Below are 19,494 nucleotides of genomic sequence, written 5' to 3'. Positions count from 1 at the left end.
AAGTCACGTGATAAAGTATCCGCTAAAGAAGTGCTAACGCGGCAGGATTTGCAAACCTTTCATGAGGATTTAGATCAAGATTTAAAAAAAGTGCTGCCATTTTATGAACAAGGGATTTTAAATCACAAAACCTTACCGTTTGAGAATGTCGCTGAAATCAAAAAATACAATGATCAGTTCAACGCTTTAAAAACGGAACTAGCTGACGTTGAAGAAAATATTAGGGCTAAACAGGCCGTACTTAAAATCACGGATCAAGCCTTAACGGAAGTTGACTTAGCCGAAAAACAAATTGATGATTTTAAACAAGCCTTATCTAAAAACCTTTTTGGTAAGACGGTGCTTAAACCAGATGACTTAGATCGCTTTAAAAGCGTGTTAGCCACGATGAAGAAAGCCACCCTACAAAGCAAGCATGAAACGCAAGAACTCAAACAAACGTTAAGACAAGTCAAAGCGCAATTAGCAGACGTCCAAGCAGACTATCAAAACCTAAAAGAAACGCATCAAGCGCTTCAGAAGCGGCACAGAGAACAGCAACAGCTGGATTATGCTATGCGCGATATGCTTAAAAATGATTATGGTGTCGACAAACTATCGCATACTGATGTGGAGGCTCGGTATGTTCTTTATAAGCTGGATCATGAAGAAATCACTAAAAATAAGAAAGCGGCTCAGTCATGGTTAAAAACCTTGACGACAGCTAGAGAAGATCCAGACACCAAAATAGCGCCAACTAGATTAGATCGCGGTATCGAACAAGTTAAAGCATTAATTAATCGAATCATTGAATTAACGCGTGATATTTTTAAAGGACCAAGTCTTTAACGTTTAAACGGTTTATTTGCCGTTCTAAGCGTTTTTAACCACGCAACGTATAAATAATCATTAACCACTTTAAAATGGCACTATTGGCTTAATAAGTGGCAATCTATGTTAGATAACTAGGTAGCCGGCATTTGAAATGATTCAACACAAAAAGAACACCACGTACAAAATTTATGTACAACGGTGTTCTTTTTGTTTTTTATTTTATTGAATCAATAAAAAGGCGGAGCCTATTATAAGTTTATCTTTTATATTTTAATCTTTTGTTCTTTTGCGCGGTTAGAAAGTGTGTTTTATCAAGGATTTTCAGAGTTATACCCCTACAAAAAACTGTGTATACCCCTACAAAAAACTGTGTATACCCCTACAAAAAACTGTGTATACCCCTACTTTTATTTTGATTTTGTAGTAATAAAAATGCATAATAAAAGCATGAAGAAATTATCTTTGGACAGACTTTCTTCATGCTTAATCCAAACACGCAAAGGAGCGTATCTATATGTCTATTATACCAGAATCCAAAACAAGGCAGGTACAGACCTTGAATGACTTATCAAAACGAAAAGTAGTTGAACATAATAGCCTCATTACATCGATTGCCAAAATGGATAAAACCCCACTGAAAATGTTTGAATTAGCTGTTTCTTTAATTGATACAGACAATCCCCCTCAAGATCAGACCGTGTATCTATCAAAGAAAGAATTATTTGCCTTTTTTAAGGTAGATGATAATGACAAGCATAGTCGCTTTAAAGAAGTGATTGAAAAGATGCAAAAACAAGCATTTTTTCAGATTAAAAAAGAACAAGATAAAGGTTTTAAGTTTGTTAGTATTGTGCCAATCCCGTATGTAGAATGGACGGACTATCATGATGAGGTATTAATCCGATTTAGTCCTGAAATCATGCCTTACTTAATTAATCTCAAAACTAATTTTACGCAACATGCTTTGTCAGATATTTCAGAATTAAATAGTAAGTATGCTGTTATTTTATATCGTTGGCTATCAATGAACTACAATCAGTATGAGCATTACAGTGTTAAGGGTGGACGGCGAGAAGAACAAGTTGAAAATTATCGCAATCCAACTATTGGTATGCGAGATTTACGAGAAATGACGGATACTGTAAAAGACTATCAAAGAATTGATAATTTTGAAAAAAGAGTGTTAAAAGCAGGACTTGATGAAATTAACTCATACACTTCTTTTAATGTCACGTATGAAAAAGTAAAAAAAGGACGTAGTATTGATAGCATTGTCTTTCATATTACAAAAAAACAAGTCGCAGATGATAGTAGTTATAAATTAGGTGATCGAGATTATATTGATGGAAAGATAAGGCAAGAAGAAAGTGAAAATGAATTAGTTTTGCAGGCAATGGACAGTCCATATACAAAGCTACTTATGGAACACTTTTTATTATCATATTTGGATCTCATGGATAAAAAAATCTTAGCAGGCTTACAAAAAAATGTTTATCCCCTATATGACGAATTAAAAAATTTACGAGGAGTAAACGGTGTCAAAGAGCACTTAGCATATATCCGAGATAAACAAGATGACTATTCTAAAAAGAATATTGCTAAGTATCTTAAAAAATCGATTGAACAGTATCTACCAATCGTTAAAAGGCAGGATATAGATCATGAGTGAAAATTTAAAAACAATTCGAGAACTTGCTGAGGAGCTGGGAGTCTCAAAAAAGAAAATACACTACCAGGTGTCTAAATTAGATACTGATTCGATACAAAGATTGGATGGCACTATATACCTTGGTAAATCTGCAATATCAAAGATAAAATCAAACATGGGTTACTCTAAAGTGTCTGAATTAGATAGTTTAGGTATCCAAAACGGACGCGAATTAGATAGTGGATTAGATACTGAAAAAAACAAGTTGCTTAATGAAAAGTCTGAACAAATCAATTATCTGAAAGAACAACTGATTAAAAAAGACGGTCAGTTATCTATCAAAGATGAACAGATAAAAAGTCTAGTCGAAATTCAGAATCAGACACAAAATCTACTAGATCAGCAACAACGGCTAGCCTTACAGGACAAACAACTGCTCGAAGAATACAAGGCAGAAATTAAGGACTTGAAAGCCTTAACGATGGCACCGTATGATGATGGTGAAAAAGAAGTGACGCCAGACAAACAACCGGAACCTGAAAATAGCACCCCGGAGTCACAACCTAAACCTAAAAAGTGGTGGCGTTTTTTTCGAAGAAATTAATATAATACGATAGTAAAAAGACAACTAAAGCAGACGGTTTAATCATGGGTATGCAGAGTTCCCTACATACTGTGGTCTATAAGCACAAAATAACATGATTATACTAAAAGTAACATACTTGGAAGTGAGGATATAAAAATGCCAGTTGCATTAAAGCCTGAAAATGTCATCAATAAAATGTTTTATCGGCTACCGCTCGGAGATAATCGTAAAGCGGAAATAGCTAATTTGCTGAAAGATTTGATTACTGAAATTAATGATGAAAATACAGAAGAAACCAACAAAGGATATATTCGAGATTTTTTAAGAGGTCTCGGTTTTCAACAAGAAGGATTTAAGGTAAACGCTGAAGGACGGATAGATCTAGTAATCTCGAAAGAAAGTGTTAATTATGTATTGTTAGAAACGAAAAAATTAAGATCACCAGACATGATTTCTGAGTCGCATATAAATCGAAAAGCTTTGCATGAGCTAATTCTCTATTTTATGAGAGAAAGATTTGGTGCAAGCAATACTCGGATGACCTATTTAATTGTCACGGATGGAGTTGATTGGTTTATTTTTGACGCTGCTTTATTCAATAAGATTTTTGCGAAGAACAAGCATTTTGTGAATAATTATTTCGAATCTCAAGTTGAACAAGCAACGTTAGACGTAACTACATCTGATTTTTACACCAATATTGCAGCACCGTTTGTGGAGAAACACAAAGACGAATTGGAATATGTTCATTTAAATGTAAATAATCTATTTCAACAGAATGGCGAAATAAACGAAACCAGAGCTCGACGATTCATAAGAATGCTTGCTCCTGAAACGTTAATGAAGAGGTCATTTGTGTCTGACTCAAACGTATTGGATCAGAAGTTCTATGACGAATTGCTATATATAATAGGGTTAAGAGATCGAAAGGATGATAAGGGAATTGAACGATTGCCCGAATCGGATCGTCAATCAGGTTCTTTGACGGAATTGGTTTACAAGGCATTTGATTCTTCTGATTATCGTTTTGATGATGAAGAACAAAAGTTTGATTATACAGTCAACATTGTATCGACGTGGGTGAATCGAATCTTATTCTTGAAGTTACTAGAAGGTCAATTGATGAAATTCAACAACGATGATATCAAGTATAAGTTCATGTCGAATGAAAACCTCAGCAACTTCAATCGATTAAATGAATTGTTTTTTGGTGTACTAGCAAAGCCTGTTGATCAGCGCGGAAGTTTAGCGAAGAAATATGAGTATGTTCCATATTTAAATTCGTCGCTTTTTGAGAAATCAGTTACAGAATCTACGTTGTTAATCAAGCCTTCGGATTTATCGGATGATGAAGAATTATCTCTGCGAAGCCGGTCAGTTTTGCTCGACCGTGTGACAAAGGGTACGAAAAAGTTGCCAACGTTAAGATATCTTCTAACGTTTCTTGATTCGTATGCGTTTAACACAGATGGTAAATCTGTGAATAATGAAAGATTAATCAATGCGTCCGTGTTGGGTTTGATTTTCGAAAAAATTAATGGATACAAGGATGGTTCCTTCTATACCCCCGGATTCGTAACATCGTTTATGGTTCGGAAGGCAATAGACAGGTCAATTATTGATAAGTTTAGGGCTGACGGATTTAAAGTAAATTCAATCGCTGATATTGCTGAAGTCACTCCGGAAAACAAAGAAAAGGTCCTTAGTGTACTTCGGAATTTTAAGGTGGTGGACCCAGCAGTTGGCTCAGGTCACTTCTTGGTGTCCGCCTTGAATTACTTAGTAAAGTTACGGGCTAGGTTACGCCTTCTTCCGGCAGAAATTCGGATGGATGTCAATATCGAAATTGAAAATGATGAGTTAGTCGTAGTTATGCGTGATGACGAAACATACTTTACCTATAGTCGTGGATCTGAAATGCGTCAGGCAATCCAAGAAACGTTATTTAAGACGAAGCTGGATATCATTGAACACAATTTGTTTGGGGTTGATATTAATCAAAACTCCGTCAATATTACTAGGCTTCGACTTTGGATTGAGTTGCTAAAGAATTCATATTATGAGGAAGATGGAAATCTTCGGACTATGCCAAATCTTGAAATGAATATCAAGGCTGGAAATTCAGTTGTGTTCAAGTATGCTTTGAATCGTAATCTTGGTGATGTCACAGCTCATACCGATTTGACAGTGACTGAGTTTAAAGAATTGGTTCAAGATTATCGCAATACAGATGATAAGGTGGTCAAGTCAAAAATTGAAAAGGCGATCGAAGATTTTAAGAACCAAATTATCAATAGCATTTTGGATAAAGGTGATCGGACTAAACTACGTAACCTGCACCAACAACGAAATGAGTTGCAGGGTGGAATGCTATTGTTTGAGACCAAGTATGAACGTGAAAAGCGAAAAAAGCAGATTAAAAAGCTTGATAAACAAATTGTTGTCAAAGAAGCTCGACTGAAAGAAGTAAATAAGGCCCCACTCTTTGCCAATTCATTTGAGTGGCGATTCGAATTTCCTGAGGCCCTTAATGGCAATGGGGCATATACTGGATTTGATTTAGTTGTTGCTAATCCACCTTATATTGGAATGAAAGGCCATAAAGATATTTTTGAAAGTGTTGCTCAAACTGATTTTGGGGCACAATGGTCGAAAGGCAAGATTGACTTCTTTTATTATTTTATTCACTTAGCAATCGATCTACTGAATAAAAATGGCTCTTTGGCATTTATCACTACTAATTATTGGCTTACTGCGACTGATGGAGCAGCTCTTCGTAATGATTTAATTAGTCGTATGCACTTGACTGATTTATTGAACTTTAAGGAATTAAAGATTTTTAGTTCGGCGCTCGGTCAGCACAACGTTATCACTTTTGGAACTAAAGCATCCTATCCTGGTGAAGTTAGCACATTAGTTACGAATGAGACGGGGTCTGCTCACAGTGATGTGTTTGAGCTCATAGTTGAGGGTAAGAACTCAAACACCGACTACGGACTTGTTCCACAAAGCGAATTGCAAGATCAGAGTACGGGATACTTTGTTTTAGATTCAGCATCTCGTGATGAATCGTTGACTGATTTAATTGTGAAACTTAAAAGCCAAAAAACGTTACTGTCGTATACTGAAAATCCTAAATTGGGACTGACAACGGGCTCAAATAAGATTTTCATTTGGGGAAAGGGGTCTGTGGAAGCAATGTCAATGACCGACTATGAACGCAATTTGTTCAAACCGCTTATAAATGGTAGTTCATTAACTACGGTTACAGAAAAAACTTTTCCAGATTCATATGTGATGTATATTGATCATACTGTTGACAAAAAAAAGATTCCAAACTTATTAAAATGGATTAAGAGTCAACCTGATTATGATAGACTTACGAAAAGGCGGGAAGTTACTAGCGGTCGCATACGATCGTTTGAACTATGGTGGCCGCGTGAACAATGGATGTTTGAAAGTAAATCAACCATTTATGTCCAAAAAAGAGCAAAAAATCCACGTTTCACGTTGAATACGCAAGGTTATTATCTAAAGGATGACTCGTATGCAATTACACTAAGTCAGGCATATCAAAGGCATGATAAATATACAAAAGTAATTTTGGCCGTACTGAACTCCACAATAGCTCATTTTTGGCTAGTGAAACTGGGACGCAAAAAGGGAAAGTCATTGGAATTATATCCACAAGTTCTTGCTACAATTCCAATGCCAAACGTGGAACTTATTAAGGAGACAGATATCATTAAACTAGATGACGCGATTAATTCTGGGAATCTCCTTGATGTAGCCGATCGATTTGCGGTGAATTGGTTCAATTTAGATATGGGAGATATTAATATAATGAATAAATACATCGTAGATAATCAATAAGTATGGTTGAGAAAAAACTTGCCATAGTTTATACAGGTTTAGTTAGAGTTTAATCAAGGGAACTCTGTATTATCAATGATGACTATGGTCAGTATATTTAAATAACCACTAACAAAGGGTCTATAATTATATAATGACCCCTAGGAAAGACTATTAAAACAGCCCCCATTATCTGACTAGTAGATAATGGGGGCTGTTTTTTTGTTAAGTGATATAATAAACCATAAAAGAAGTTTAGAAATACGGTCCTGGTCATCAATAAATAAACAATTTAATTATTTAATTTCAGAAAGGTATATATGAATCATGGCGCAACAAATTGTCCTACCGATCAAAGACTCCAACGTTTTAAAGATGGTACAAGATACACTTCTCGATAGTTTCCGTGCTGGTCGCCGAAATTACACCGTTTTTCAAGTTGGTAAGGCCACGCTACTACGTGTGAGTGATGTCATGACATTAAAAAAATCAGATGTCTATAATCCAGACGGCTCTGTCAAAAATACAGCCTTTATTCATGATAAAAAGACCGGTAAAGCAAACACGTTATATTTAAAGCCTGTTCAGCAAGACTTGTTGCAATATCATGATTGGTTGGTCCAAGAAAATATCAATTCTGAGTGGTTATTTCCCTCGACAGCCCATCATGATCACCATATCACCGAGAAACAGTTTTATAAAGTGATGGTGCGTGTTGGTGATCTACTAGGTATCAACTATTTAGGCACGCACACTATGCGTAAAACAGGTGCTTATCGTGTCTATACACAGTCAAATTACAATATTGGTTTAGTCATGCACTTATTGAATCACTCAAGTGAAGCCATGACACTGACTTACCTTGGGTTAGACCAAGCTAGTCGCGAAACGATGTTAGATCAAATTGATTTTGGTTAACCTATAAAAAAATTTTGCTCGTATACTGAAAATCCGGATTGCTTTATTTCTAGGACATAATCCGAGATAATCAAGTATAGGTTTTTTTTATTATGAAAGCTAAGAGATACTCAACTGAATTTAAATCATCAATCGTTGCCTTGTACAACGAGGGTCGTTCTGTTAATTCGCTGGCCAATGAATATCATTTGGCTGTACAAACGGTTACGGGCTGGGTCAAAAATCTCAAATCAATCCCAACTGCTCTTATACTAAAAATAGTCCATTTTTTTAGTACAAGAGCAGAAGTCCAAGCAGCCATTGGTTGGTATATCAATTTTTATAATCGAAATCGTATCTCAAATGTTGCCTAAGTAACTGAATAAAAATAGTCCAATTTATTGACTTCTGAGCACTATACTCTATTTTTACGGTGGCATTTCTAATTTGTTAAATTTTCATATTAAATTTTAATGTTCCTATCTATTTAACTCTAACTAACAGTTCAAGTGCCTTTTGATATTGCTCAGATCCTGTTTCTGCTTCTGAACAATTTCTAATATTTTCAGCAATAACTAACTTTATTGCCTTATCAAGACTTGCTCTGACAGCAGATAACTGTATGACGACCTCTTCACAAGGACGCTCTTCATCAATCATATTGACAATTCCATTTATTTGGCCTGCTGATCTCTTTAACCTATTTTGTATATTTTCATACTGATATGCTATTGTATTCATACCTGAACCTCATAAGTCAATTATTTTACAATGTTTTGTGGATACATCAACTGATACAGTGAAAACGCACCATCAAGATTTTTGACATTTCTGAATCCATTATTAATAAATATTCGTTCAGCTGTATAACTTCGTTGACCTGTAGCACACGATACAATGATACCAGTATCTTTTGGTATTTGATTAATACGGTCTCGTATTTTTTCTAACGGAATATTTATGAAACCATTAATTAATCCCATAGCTCTAATTTCCTGAGAAGATCGTACATCAATTAATAAGTAACCATCACGCCTGTAATTCTCTAATTCATTATATTGAATATTATGAGATCGACTATTAATAATATTTTCAGCCACATAACCGGAAATATGAACGGGATCTTTAGCTGCTCCGAAAGGAGGAGCATACGTTAATTCCAGTTCAGGTAAATCATCTACTTTCAGCCTAAATTTGATTGCCGTTGCAAGAAGATCAATACGCTTATCTACCCCTTCATTTCCAACAGCTTGGGCACCTATAATATCACCAGTATTTGTAAAAATAAGTTTTATCATAACTTGTGTTGCGCCAGGATAATAGCTTGCGTGATGATAAGAAAAAGTATGAGTCACATGATAATTTAAACCAAGTTGCTTTGCTTGTTTTTCATTAATACCTGTACTTGCAGCTGATTTAGAAAAAACCTTAACGATTGATGTGCCAATCTCAGGTTTATTTTTAATAGATAAACCGTGAATAGCATCAGCAACTTGTCGCCCATGTCTGTTTGCTGGTCCCGCTAATGGAATTAGTGTTTCCTGTTCAGTAATTTGATGAATAACACTGATAACGTCACCAATTGCATAAATGTTAGAGTCACTTGTTTTAAAATCATGATCCACAACAATGCCTTTATTGGGCCCAACTTTTAGGCCTGCAGCTATGGCTATATCAGAATTTGGTCGAATTCCTGCAGCAATAATAACAGCATCAGCTTGTATTGACATACCATTATCTAAATAAAGAATGTCTCTGCTCACCTTATTTATAGTAGTTCCCGTATTGATACGAACGTCATTTTTTATGAGCTCATTCGTAATCGACTGTGCCATCTCAATATCAAGATTTGGCAATATTTGGTTAGAACGTTCAATAAGATTGACTGAAAAACCTCTCTTAATCAAATTTTCAGTAACTTCTATACCAATAAATCCAGCACCAAGTACCGCAACCGTTTTAATACTCTCATCTAAATGGCTCATAATGTTATCTAAATCAGGGATATTACGTAATTGAAAAATGTTTGATTGAGTATGAAGCCCCTTAATCTTAGGTATTACAGGACTAGATCCTAAAGATAATATTAATTTATCATAATATAGCTTCTCTTGTTGGTCATCATGATTGACAGATATCATCTTATTATCTCTATCAATATGGGTCACTTCACTGTTAACACGTACATCTATATTAAACCTACTTCTTAAATCATCAGCGGTTTGCACAATTAATTGGGAGCGATGTTTAATCGTTTTGCTAATGTGGTAAGGTAACCCACAATTTGCAAAAGAAACGAAAGGGCCTTTTTCGAAGACTATAATTTCATCTTTTTCAGATAGCCTTCGCAGTCTAGTAGCAGCTGACATACCGGCTGCTACCCCCCCCACTATAATAATCCTCATGTTATACCTCTTAGATATACTTTTTTAAAGTATTTTCGATTTCATCTTTAGGATGAAATCCAACAATTTTATCAATGACTTGACCATTTTTCTTAATAATTAACGTGGGGATACCTTGAATGCCTAGTTGGCTGGCAACCTGTTTATTTTCATCGATATTTACTGAGGTAAACTTTATTTTACCGCCTAATTGATTTTCTTCTGATAAGTGTTGTAGTATAGGGTCCATCATCTTGCATGGCGGGCACCAATCAGCACGAAAATCGGTCAAAGTAACCCCTTCTTGTGTTTCATTTTCAAATGTACTATCAGTAATTTCTTTGATTGTTGCACTCATTTCTGCTTTCCTCCAAATATTCTAGGTTTCTATGATTAAGAAAGAAGGTAATATATACCCCCTAGGGTATATATTACCTTCTTTCTTAGTTTTTAGCAATCTCATCAACATGCTCAGAAGTCAATAAATTGGACTATTTTTTTAGTATAAGAGCAATTACTCGCGCCGGTAGATTTGTCCAACACCACGTCAATTCCGGTTACAACCATTCAGGCAACGACCCAGGCTAAACTTGCCGAGCTCCCACGAACAACCCAGCGGCTCGTCAACCCAGATCTTTACTCGGTCTACATGACGACCACACTCAGCCAGTTACAAACTAGTTTGTTGAATAAAATGACGATACTAGCAGATTAACAAACGAACACGCGTAGCAACGACCAAAGCCACTTCTGTACTTAGCGTTCAAATGACCGCTAAGTACAGAAGTGGCTTTAGTTTATATCAAGTAACAGTTAGCTCACTGACCAGTAATTTGATCATGTTCACCCGGGGTCAATATTTTGGTCATCACCGTAATCAAATACGCTTGTTCGCGCTCAATTTCAGTTCCCGGCAATTCCAGCATTAACTGCGCTAGGTAACCGAATAGCTGCGATAACAAACTTTGCAGTATCAAATCATTCGGCCAATCCACAATCAAATGATCTGCTTTTAGTTGATTTATGACACTTCCCATCTGCTTGACCATCTTAGGCGCAATCTGGCTAAGAATCTGTTCGCGTCGTTCGGTGTCAAAAGCTGCCATTTCAAAAATGACCTTTAACTCTTTCACGTTAGCTTTAGCAAATGCAACTCGGTCCGTAAAAATTGCTGTGACGAATGCCTGTAGACTGGGATAACGCTGCCGTAATTCATCCTCTGAAAAATCACTCACTAAGATTGGCACAATGTGCGCGGTAATTGGTGCTAAGATGGCATCCCGTAAGGCAGCCTTAGTCTTATACCGCCGATAGACCGTCCCCTCCGCAACGCCGGCCCGTTGTGCAATATCACTAGTACTGGTCTGGTCAAAACCCTTTTCAGCAAACAAATCGAGACTTGCCTGGAGGATGGCCCGTTGCTTAGGTGTAATCGTTTCATTCTGACTTAGATCCTGTTGAAAATAATCCCGTATCCGTGGTCGTTCCATATCCTCACACCTTCCGATAACGTTTCATTCCAACAATATTCAACATTGTTAGTACGACCATAAACCCTACTAATATTAACAAATTGACACCAATATCGCCAAGCCCAGCACCCTTTGTCACAACAGCCGTCATCGCATTAGCACCATAGTATAACGGCATGATGTGGGCAATTGCTTGCAACCAACTGGCCATGCCATCGACTGGAACCAACCCAGCAAAAAAGATTTGTGGTACAACAATCAGTGGAATAAACTGAATCATTTGAAATTCTGAGTTAGCAAAGGTGGAAATAAAGATACCCAAGGTCAAAGCTACTAACGCTAATAATAAGTTAGTCAGAAAGACCAGCCAAATACTACCAACTAAGTGAATCTTGAAGACCGTAATTGTGAAAACAACGGTCAGGACAGTCTGAATGATGGCAAAGCCCCCATAACCAATTAGATAGCCCATAATAATTTCACTCCGTCGAATTGGGGTTGCAAGTAGCCGGCTTAGGGTTCCAGTAGTGCGTTCATTCAAAAGTGAAACGCCAGAAATCAAGAACACAAAGAAGAAGACAAAGAAACCGAGAAAGGCTGGAAAAAAGTTTTCAAAGAACGTTGAATCACTACTACTATAAATATAATGAGACTTAGTCGTATAACTGGTTGCTTTAGCTGACTGAGTCGAACTAGACGTCGTGGCTGTGGCCTGCTTGAGTTGCTTTTGTAATTTCTCAGCAGTTGCCTGGTCACCGCGGGCCTGGGCTTGTGCAATGGCAGTCTTCAGCTTGGTCACCGTTGCTTGTGTCTGGGCTGCTGTCAGCTTCTTCAAAGCGGCTTGTTGCGATTCAAGGGCCGCGCGCTGTTTCTTAGTAACGGTCACCAGCGTCTTCATTTTCAACTTGACTAATCCTGATTGTAAACTCGCCTTAATTAAAGACGTGTTGGTTGGATTGCTATTTGAATAAGTAATCGTCAATTGACCATTTTTCTGAGTCAAATAGCCATCTAGATCATGCTGCTTAATCATTTTCCGTGCCTGTGAACTATCATAATGATGAATCGTCACGTTTTTGGTATCGATCACGTTAACCACGGATTGGTCTACATGATGAACACCCAAGCTTGCTACTTGCGTCGTGTTGTTTTGAAATAAGAAATACATCAGCGTCATAATCAGCAATGGTGCCAAAAACATCAGCGCCAAGGTACGCTTATCACGTAACATTTGCTTAAAAACTCGTTTAACTATTGCCATCGTTCGCATCTTGCATCCGCCCCGCTTTCATAAAGACCTGTTCGATCGTATCTACTGCATACTGTTGTTTCAGTGCCGCGGGTGTCCCCTCAGCAAGCGCAATCCCGTGCCGAATCAACATGAGATAATCACACCGTTCTGCTTCGTCCATGACATGCGTTGTCACGAGCATCGACTTACCGGTATCCTTGAGCTTATTTAGTTCGGTCCAAATTTGTTGCCGTAATTCTGGATCAATCCCAACGGTCGGTTCATCTAAAATCAATAATTGGGGATCCTGAATCAGGGCAATTGCCAACGACAAGCGCCGTTTCATCCCACCCGAATAGCCACTGACCCGCTTGTCTAATTGGGACGTTAAATCAACTAATCCTGCTGCATAATCAATCATCTGTGCTAACTTTATTTTTGGAACGCTCATCAATTGCCCAAACAAGGTTAGGTTTTCACGGGCCGTTAGTGTCTCATACAAAGCGTCACTTTGGGCCATATACCCTACTTGTGCCATTACCGCCCTATTGGGCATCACCGTATCCATGACTTTAACAGTGCCACTATCCACAACTTCCATCCCTAAAATACTCTTGATCAAGGTGGTCTTCCCAGCTCCTGATGGCCCAATCAAACCATAAATCATTCCAGCCGGCAGTGTCAAATCAATCTGATTGAGCACTTGCTGATGACCAAAGTGCTTGCTGACCTGCTTGGCGATGACATAATCCGTTGCCATTTTAATAACCCTCTTTCTCAAAGTGAGTATATACTCACTCACTTAATGGCTTTAGTATAATTCAGTACATATCGGTTTGTCAACATTAAAATAAGTTATCACTCACTTATTTTGTTTCCGGCCCATTTGTCACCGCATTGCAAACAAAAATACGCCACCCCGTTGTTGGGATGTCGCATTTTAATTAAATAGCAGCACTGATATAAGCGTTAGCAATGTTTAAGCCTACCGATTTTTTAATATTATTTTATTCATCAATTTCCGGCGCCGATCCAAGCTCTGCCTGAATCATCCAGATTTTCTTCTCAATTGCGGTTTTGAGACCAATGAAAATATCTTGGGTACTGAAGTCTTTTTCAACATCGGATACTTCAATGCCGTGTTGGTAAAGGTCTTCCAAGTAACGATAGCCATCAACTAAGTGTGCGAGGCGTTCTGGGGTTGTTTTGTCCCATTCACCAGGCCAGTCTTGAATCTTAGTGTTTTCGGCCATTTCTTTTAAGGTCGAGTAAGGACTGCCATCAAGCGCAATCAGCCGTTCAGAAATGACATCGAGTTGGCTGTCAATTTCTTCCATGAACTCATCCATCAAGGGGTGCAACTTCAAAAAGTTGGGTCCACGCATGTACCAATGCGTCTGATGGATAATCATTGACATCTGGCTCAAATCGGCAACGAGTTGATTTAATACTGCTTTGGTTTTCGTATATTTCATTAGATTGATCTCCTTTTGATATGGTTATTATAACATAGTGGTAGCTTAATCTGAAACGTTATACACTGGCAAATTAAGTTATTTATAGCCCGTAGAATTAAGTCGTTTTGAAAAGATGGAGACGTTATATGGTAGATTGTAAAATTAAATAAATCTACAATTGAATTTTATTTACCTTATGAAGATGTTCAAAACGCGTTAAAGGAAAGTGCGCAAAATCCCTTTATACGTACAAAGGATGAATGGGTAGTGGGTAACAATGAGTGTAAATTAAATAAGGCACAAAAAAGGATGCTTAAGGATAAAGAAATATATAATCATTTCAATTTAGAAAATATTTCCAGTTCCATCAAAACGGAGCTAAACAAGATAGTGCATGACATCGATGACTAATACTTTAACACCAAACAGAAAGGGGCTATGAATATATAGGGTCTATAACTTACCAAATCGCCCCTCAAAATCATTGTTAAAATAGCCCCCAATATCTATATTATAGATATTGGGGGCTATTTTAATTTATTTTTTTATAAGTGCCCCTAAACTATAGTTATTGATTCAAGATTTCATGGGAGCCAGTTGCAACCAATAACAAAATCAATTCATCATGATCTAGCTGATAAATAACAATCCAGTTGTCATAATTTTTACCATAGTTTCCATATCTGGCAGGGTGAAATTCACGATAGCCACGCCAATTTCCTTTTAATGCATGATCTTTAATCTGTTTCAAAACAAGTACATCTTGTTCAACAATTGCTTCTAAACAAGGCTTCAAGACAGTTATTGGGAAATGTTTTTTGACTAGTTTTTTTAATTCACGTTCAAAAGATTTGGCCTGTTTAATTTGCATCTAACTTATCGATCCAATCTTCAAAGTCAGTCAATGAACCAATGTTTTTGACCTGCCCTGTTTCTGCTTCTTTTTTAGCGGCTAAGGCTTCCGGAGAATCTAAAAAGCTGACTAATCGAACTTCATTATTGGCCGCTTTAACTAACGATAAGCGTATATACTCAGAAACGGTTAGCCCTTGTTTTGCTAGATTAGCTTTAGCCCGTTCACTAATGTCAGGTGTTACACGAGTTGAAATTGTCTTGTTTTTAATAATAGTATTACTCATACTAATCCGCCTCCTTTAAGTTTACCATCGTACTACATTATAATATTCGATTTTTAAGTTTTCTGCAACTAAATTAATTTTAAAGTAAAGGAACTAACAGCTTATGCAACAAGTTGTCTTACCCATCAAAGATCTGGCTTTTTAAAATCGTATCTTGTTTATCATGACGACTTATCTGATAGTGTTTCCAATGATAATACGTACTTTTAGAAAGCCCTAAGGCTTTCAAGATTATCCAGAGGCGGTGTTTACATAATTGTTCGTTGATAAAGTCTATGGCTTTAACTTTGCCTAATGCCTTCCCAGTAACACCGCCGCTGCTTTTAAAATTTCATTTTCTTCTTTTAACTGCTGGTTTTCTTTCTGTAGTCGCTTGAAGGCTTCAACACTCGTTACGCCACCGTCAGGTAGTTCAACTAATTTGGCCCGCTTGATCCAATGACTGATGGTGGTTGGATGAACCCCATATTCATTGGCTAAGGATTTCTTTGAACGATTTTCATTGTGATAAAGCTTAACGATGTTGTTTTTAAATTCATCTGAATAATATTTCATAAAAAAAACTCCTATTCTGATTTTTATCATTATGACACAAAATCTAATGAATTTGGTACCAAATTTCAGTATAGGAGCAGACTCGTCTTTTTTGATGCAAAGTTGAAAACAAATCGTTGTTCAAAATCATGAACTTGAAGTAGACTTAAGTTATTATTGAGTTAGGAGATTCATATCATGACAACAAACAATGATCATTACAATGAAGCTGAATTACTTGCCAGCTATTTTTTCGAAACTGCAAATAACTCAGAACTATTACAGCAAAAGTTAACTGATGTTCAACAAATCGAACAAGCACTGCAAACTTTAATGGCTCTCTGTGGTCAAGACGACAATAATCCCGATTTAGATAAAACGCCCTTTCGTGTGGTAAAAGCCTTTCTTGAATACACCAGTGGTTACCGCGAAGATCCTACTGCCCATCTAGAAAAAGTCTTTGATATTCAACAAAATGATCCTATTATTGTAAAAGATATCGAATTTTATTCGATGTGCGAACATCATTTTGCACCCTTCTTTGGCGTAGCTCACGTTGCATATCTTCCTGATCAAAAAGTCACCGGACTTTCCAAAATTGCACGGGTCGTTGAAGGTTACGCGCGGCGTTTCCAAGTTCAAGAGCGCTTAACGAATCAAATTGCCGATGCAATTGATACCGTCTTGCAGCCTAAAGGGGTTATGGTAGCTATTGAAGCGAAGCATTTATGTGTTTCAAGTCGCGGCGCTAAAAAAGAACGAGCGCAAACTTTCACGCTGGCTAGTCGTGGTGCTTACATTAAAGATAGCCAATTGCGGTCAGAATTTATGACTGCTATTAAGTGAGGTCACTAATGAGTAAAAGAGTCGCTTTTATTACAGGGAGTACTACGGGACTGGGCGTGCAAATGGCCCATAAACTTGCTCAAGCAGGCTATCAATTAGCCTTAAATTACCGACACAGTCAAACAGCTGCGTTACAATTACAACAAGATTTGGCACGATGCTATCAAGTCAATGCTCGCCTTTACCAAGGCGATGTAAGCCAACAAGCTGACGTGGTACGAATGATTGAACAAATTAAACTTGATTTTGGTAACTTAGATATTTTAATTCTTAACGCTGGTCCCTTTATTCACGATAAATTAAAACTCGTCGACCATACCCCAGCCCAGTGGCATGACATGATGAGTGCTAACCTTGATAGTTTTTTCTATTTAGTTAAGGCAACGGTACCTATGATGGAAAAACAAAATTGGGGCCGCATTATTGCGCTAGGCTTTGACCAAATTGACCAAGTCTCGGGTTGGCAATATCGTGGTGCTTATGCCGCCGCTAAAACTGGTGTGGCCGCGGCGATTAGAACTTTAGCGCTTGAAGAAAAAGACCATCAAATTACTGCAAATATGGTCTGCCCCGGTGATATTAAAGCTGATCTTAAAGAAGCTGACATTGAACAAGCCGAGAAACTTGCACCTAATCAGACTAAACGAAAAGCTGCTGGTGAAGATGTTGCTCGCGTTATTGCCTTTTTATGTGCAGAAGATTCAGACTATTTAACCGGCAACATCATTAACTTAGCTGGCGGCGAAAATATTATTCATCGTCATGACTAAAATTTAAACTACTAGTAACAACTAAATATGGTATAAAATTAGCCTTCCGAAAATCACTCAATATTTTCGGAAGGCTATTTCTATTCTTGATAAATTTTAAATAGCCACACTTTGACCGACGCCGCCAGCAAATATAACCAGTTATTGAACACCATGGTGTCTTAACATGTCTTTCAGTTCCGGGAAGCCCAATTCGAAATGCGCCACTTCATGTGCATCAGAACCTAAAGTGAATTTAGTGCCACCAAGTGACTGCCATAACTCAATCGCATATTCATATAGCCTAAATTATGACGCAAAACAATACTTTTAGCATTCACTTCCAGTGTCAAATCATGTGCAATCGCATTGCGAAACACTTGCACCAGCATTGGTTCTGCTAACCGTTGGAGACTGTAAAATAGTTTGTGTAAGGATGAATGATTCCTTAAATTAATTTTCAAAAACATTAGAAAAAGGAGTTCCTTTCTCGTATGATTGGTTTGAACAAAAAACACATACAGAAAGAGGAACTCCTTCATGAATGATTTTACCAAAAATATGGCTCAAGCTCTATTCAATCAAGACAAAATAAACGATTTATTGCGCAAAGAACTCCAGCAAGCAGTTAATGACTTGTTAGAAGCTGAATTAACTGCCTTTTTAGGTTATGATCCTTATGCAAGAGACGGCTGGAATACTGGTAATTCTAGAAATGGCGCGTATTTCCGTAAAATTGATACCCAGTTTGGATCAATTGAAATCCAGGTGCCACGAGATCGCAATGGTATGTTTCATCAACACACTCTGCCAGACTATAAACAACATACTGATCTCTTAGAAGATATGGTTATAAAGCTTTATTCTAAAGGTGTAACCACTAGAGAAATAGCTAATTTGATCGAAAAAATGTATGGCAGCCATTATAGTCCCGCTCAAGTGTCTAATATCTCTAAGCAAATGATTCCTAAAGTTGAGGCTTATCACAAGCATAAACTGAGCGATAAGTTCTTTTGTGTTTATCTTGATGCAACGTATATACCGTTGCGTCGAGAAACTTTTGAACGAGAAGCAGTATATATTGCCATTGGTATCAAGCCCAACGGTCACAAAGAAGTGATCGATTATTGCATAGCTCCTAGCGAAAATATCGAAGTCTGGACGGAGTTGCTTCAAAATATGAAAAGCAGAGGCCTTAAACAAGTTGAATTATTTTTATCAGATGGTGTTGTGGGTATGAAAACTGCACTAATGCAAACTTATCCTAAAGCTCACTTCCAGCGCTGTTTGGTTCACGTCATGCGTAATATCTGCGCTAAAGTACGTGTAGAAGACCGTGAGGCAATTATGAACGAATTCAAGCAGATTCACCAGCAAGCCAATAAAGCAGCTGCTGTTGATGTATTGCATGCCTTCTATGCCAAATGGGACAAGAGTTATAATCATGTCATAAGAAACCTGAAAGACATCGAGCCGGACCTGCTAGTTTTTTATAACTATCCGAAACAGATCAGAAGTTCAATCTATTCAACTAACATGATTGAATCCTTTAATAATGTTGTTAAGCGCAAAGCCAAACCTAAAGCAGAGTTTCCAACTGAACAGTCGCTTGATACTTTTATTGGAATACAAGCAATGAGCTACAATGATCGATATTTCAAGCGAATCCACAAAGGCTTTGGTCAGGTTCAGAACACCTTAGAATCTTACTTTGATTAAATAAAGAATAAAAAATCAATCTATGAGAAAGATCTATTTACACAAAAGATTTGACAGTTTCTGATTTTTTGACGCTGATTAATGACTTTACTTATATTTTATGCTCTTAACTAAACAAGTCAATTAATGCTAAATAAAAAAGCCTGAATCAAGTGATCCAAGCTTTT

Annotated in this window: 20 protein-coding genes; 10 read left to right on the top strand and 10 right to left on the bottom strand. The window is 37.2% G+C overall.

Annotated features, from left to right (window positions below):
• From AC1RPR_RS07535 to AC1RPR_RS07510, 6 genes are all read left to right on the top strand, one after another.
• Positions 1-828: MobV family relaxase (locus tag AC1RPR_RS07535; RefSeq protein ID WP_481763399.1), on the top strand; the 828-nt coding region annotated here is incomplete at its 5' end.
• A 499-nt stretch (positions 829-1,327) separates the two neighbouring features.
• Complete coding sequence (locus AC1RPR_RS07530) at positions 1,328-2,482, top strand: RepB family plasmid replication initiator protein (protein WP_150309677.1); 1,155 nt, start codon at positions 1,328-1,330, stop codon at positions 2,480-2,482.
• Positions 2,475-3,065, top strand: a complete 591-nt coding sequence (locus tag AC1RPR_RS07525; protein ID WP_481762427.1) for a DNA-binding protein — start codon at positions 2,475-2,477, stop codon at positions 3,063-3,065. Before AC1RPR_RS07530 ends, AC1RPR_RS07525 begins: the two co-directional genes overlap by 8 nt.
• A 138-nt stretch (positions 3,066-3,203) precedes the next feature.
• Positions 3,204-6,920 carry a type IIG restriction enzyme/methyltransferase gene (locus AC1RPR_RS07520; protein WP_481763398.1) on the top strand — a complete coding sequence of 1,239 codons (3,717 nt, stop codon included), beginning with the start codon at positions 3,204-3,206 and terminating at the stop codon, positions 6,918-6,920.
• Between the two features lie 306 nt (positions 6,921-7,226).
• A complete protein-coding gene (locus tag AC1RPR_RS07515) occupies positions 7,227-7,817 on the top strand; it encodes a site-specific integrase (protein ID WP_150262567.1) in 591 nt (196 codons plus the stop codon).
• 92 nt (positions 7,818-7,909) lie between these two features.
• Positions 7,910-8,170 (top strand): transposase, encoded by a 261-nt coding sequence (locus AC1RPR_RS07510; protein ID WP_263317203.1) that lies wholly within the window; start codon positions 7,910-7,912, stop codon positions 8,168-8,170.
• Between the two features lie 109 nt (positions 8,171-8,279).
• Here the strand turns inward: AC1RPR_RS07510 and AC1RPR_RS07505 are convergent, their stop codons facing one another.
• From AC1RPR_RS07505 to trxA, 3 genes are read right to left on the bottom strand one after another with little or no spacing between them, the layout of a single operon-like run.
• A complete protein-coding gene (locus AC1RPR_RS07505; protein WP_010276712.1) occupies positions 8,280-8,537 on the bottom strand; it encodes a metal-sensitive transcriptional regulator in 258 nt (85 codons plus the stop codon).
• Positions 8,538-8,557: 20 nt separating this feature from the next.
• A complete protein-coding gene (locus tag AC1RPR_RS07500) occupies positions 8,558-10,201 on the bottom strand; it encodes an FAD-dependent oxidoreductase (RefSeq protein ID WP_481762417.1) in 1,644 nt (547 codons plus the stop codon).
• A gap of 10 nt (positions 10,202-10,211) precedes the next feature.
• Positions 10,212-10,538 (bottom strand): thioredoxin, encoded by a 327-nt coding sequence (trxA, locus tag AC1RPR_RS07495; RefSeq protein WP_010276702.1) that lies wholly within the window; start codon positions 10,536-10,538, stop codon positions 10,212-10,214.
• A 174-nt stretch (positions 10,539-10,712) separates the two neighbouring features.
• Between trxA and AC1RPR_RS07490 the strand changes: the two genes are divergently transcribed.
• Positions 10,713-10,895 carry a hypothetical protein gene (locus AC1RPR_RS07490; RefSeq protein WP_224142993.1) on the top strand — a complete coding sequence of 61 codons (183 nt, stop codon included), beginning with the start codon at positions 10,713-10,715 and terminating at the stop codon, positions 10,893-10,895.
• A gap of 103 nt (positions 10,896-10,998) precedes the next feature.
• Here AC1RPR_RS07490 and AC1RPR_RS07485 read toward each other — a convergent pair whose 3' ends face one another.
• The 7 genes from AC1RPR_RS07485 to AC1RPR_RS07455 all read right to left on the bottom strand — a co-directional run bounded on the left by AC1RPR_RS07485 (position 10,999) and on the right by AC1RPR_RS07455 (position 16,034).
• Entirely contained in the window at positions 10,999-11,670 is a 672-nt protein-coding gene (locus tag AC1RPR_RS07485; RefSeq protein ID WP_481762418.1) for a TetR/AcrR family transcriptional regulator, read from the bottom strand.
• Positions 11,671-11,674: 4 nt separating this feature from the next.
• Positions 11,675-12,922, bottom strand: coding sequence for an ABC transporter permease (locus AC1RPR_RS07480; RefSeq protein WP_014975085.1), 1,248 nt, complete (start codon positions 12,920-12,922; stop codon positions 11,675-11,677).
• Entirely contained in the window at positions 12,900-13,643 is a 744-nt protein-coding gene (locus tag AC1RPR_RS07475; RefSeq protein WP_014975086.1) for an ABC transporter ATP-binding protein, read from the bottom strand. Before AC1RPR_RS07475 ends, AC1RPR_RS07480 begins: the two co-directional genes overlap by 23 nt.
• Positions 13,644-13,890: 247 nt before the next feature.
• A complete protein-coding gene (locus AC1RPR_RS07470; protein WP_003587210.1) occupies positions 13,891-14,358 on the bottom strand; it encodes a Dps family protein in 468 nt (155 codons plus the stop codon).
• Between the two features lie 550 nt (positions 14,359-14,908).
• Positions 14,909-15,211, bottom strand: a complete 303-nt coding sequence (locus tag AC1RPR_RS07465) for a type II toxin-antitoxin system YafQ family toxin (RefSeq protein WP_050340497.1) — start codon at positions 15,209-15,211, stop codon at positions 14,909-14,911.
• Positions 15,201-15,479, bottom strand: a complete 279-nt coding sequence (locus AC1RPR_RS07460) for a plasmid mobilization protein (RefSeq protein ID WP_003625288.1) — start codon at positions 15,477-15,479, stop codon at positions 15,201-15,203. Before AC1RPR_RS07460 ends, AC1RPR_RS07465 begins: the two co-directional genes overlap by 11 nt.
• A gap of 291 nt (positions 15,480-15,770) precedes the next feature.
• The gene (locus AC1RPR_RS07455; RefSeq protein WP_481762419.1) at positions 15,771-16,034 is read right to left on the bottom strand and encodes a transposase; all 264 of its coding nucleotides are present in this window, start codon (positions 16,032-16,034) and stop codon (positions 15,771-15,773) included.
• 177 nt (positions 16,035-16,211) lie between these two features.
• On the opposite strand from AC1RPR_RS07455, the gene folE reads away from it, so the two are divergent.
• The 3 genes from folE (at position 16,212) to AC1RPR_RS07440 (ending at position 19,327) form a co-directional block, all read left to right on the top strand.
• Positions 16,212-16,859, top strand: a complete 648-nt coding sequence (gene folE, locus AC1RPR_RS07450; protein WP_481762420.1) for a GTP cyclohydrolase I FolE — start codon at positions 16,212-16,214, stop codon at positions 16,857-16,859.
• Positions 16,860-16,867: 8 nt separating this feature from the next.
• Positions 16,868-17,629 carry an SDR family oxidoreductase gene (locus AC1RPR_RS07445; protein WP_481762421.1) on the top strand — a complete coding sequence of 254 codons (762 nt, stop codon included), beginning with the start codon at positions 16,868-16,870 and terminating at the stop codon, positions 17,627-17,629.
• Positions 17,630-18,148: 519 nt separating this feature from the next.
• On the top strand, positions 18,149-19,327 hold the full coding sequence (locus AC1RPR_RS07440) for an IS256 family transposase (protein ID WP_068222488.1): 1,179 nt from the start codon (positions 18,149-18,151) through the stop codon (positions 19,325-19,327).
• Positions 19,328-19,494 lie beyond the last annotated feature (167 nt).

The sequence above is a fragment of the Dellaglioa sp. CoH-57-MRSF-22 genome, assembly GCF_056781895.1.
Note: the sequence above shows the minus strand (reverse complement) of the source record. Positions and strands in the feature narration are given on the sequence as shown.

Excerpts from the sequence above, each read along its gene's own strand:
- AC1RPR_RS07510 (WP_263317203.1), top strand. The coding sequence starts at position 7,910 with ATGAAAGCTAAGAGATACTCAACTGAATTTAAATCATCAATCGTTGCC.
- AC1RPR_RS07460 (WP_003625288.1), bottom strand. The coding sequence starts at position 15,479 with ATGAGTAATACTATTATTAAAAACAAGACAATTTCAACTCGTGTAACA.
- AC1RPR_RS07525 (WP_481762427.1), top strand. The coding sequence starts at position 2,475 with ATGAGTGAAAATTTAAAAACAATTCGAGAACTTGCTGAGGAGCTGGGA.
- AC1RPR_RS07515 (WP_150262567.1), top strand. The coding sequence starts at position 7,227 with ATGGCGCAACAAATTGTCCTACCGATCAAAGACTCCAACGTTTTAAAG.
- AC1RPR_RS07505 (WP_010276712.1), bottom strand. The coding sequence starts at position 8,537 with ATGAATACAATAGCATATCAGTATGAAAATATACAAAATAGGTTAAAG.
- AC1RPR_RS07445 (WP_481762421.1), top strand. The coding sequence starts at position 16,868 with ATGAGTAAAAGAGTCGCTTTTATTACAGGGAGTACTACGGGACTGGGC.
- folE (WP_481762420.1), top strand. The coding sequence starts at position 16,212 with ATGACAACAAACAATGATCATTACAATGAAGCTGAATTACTTGCCAGC.
- AC1RPR_RS07455 (WP_481762419.1), bottom strand. The coding sequence starts at position 16,034 with ATGAAATATTATTCAGATGAATTTAAAAACAACATCGTTAAGCTTTAT.
- AC1RPR_RS07520 (WP_481763398.1), top strand. The coding sequence starts at position 3,204 with ATGCCAGTTGCATTAAAGCCTGAAAATGTCATCAATAAAATGTTTTAT.
- AC1RPR_RS07475 (WP_014975086.1), bottom strand. The coding sequence starts at position 13,643 with ATGGCAACGGATTATGTCATCGCCAAGCAGGTCAGCAAGCACTTTGGT.
- AC1RPR_RS07465 (WP_050340497.1), bottom strand. The coding sequence starts at position 15,211 with ATGCAAATTAAACAGGCCAAATCTTTTGAACGTGAATTAAAAAAACTA.
- AC1RPR_RS07485 (WP_481762418.1), bottom strand. The coding sequence starts at position 11,670 with ATGGAACGACCACGGATACGGGATTATTTTCAACAGGATCTAAGTCAG.
- AC1RPR_RS07530 (WP_150309677.1), top strand. The coding sequence starts at position 1,328 with ATGTCTATTATACCAGAATCCAAAACAAGGCAGGTACAGACCTTGAAT.
- AC1RPR_RS07500 (WP_481762417.1), bottom strand. The coding sequence starts at position 10,201 with ATGAGGATTATTATAGTGGGGGGGGTAGCAGCCGGTATGTCAGCTGCT.
- trxA (WP_010276702.1), bottom strand. The coding sequence starts at position 10,538 with ATGAGTGCAACAATCAAAGAAATTACTGATAGTACATTTGAAAATGAA.
- AC1RPR_RS07440 (WP_068222488.1), top strand. The coding sequence starts at position 18,149 with ATGAATGATTTTACCAAAAATATGGCTCAAGCTCTATTCAATCAAGAC.
- AC1RPR_RS07480 (WP_014975085.1), bottom strand. The coding sequence starts at position 12,922 with ATGCGAACGATGGCAATAGTTAAACGAGTTTTTAAGCAAATGTTACGT.
- AC1RPR_RS07470 (WP_003587210.1), bottom strand. The coding sequence starts at position 14,358 with ATGAAATATACGAAAACCAAAGCAGTATTAAATCAACTCGTTGCCGAT.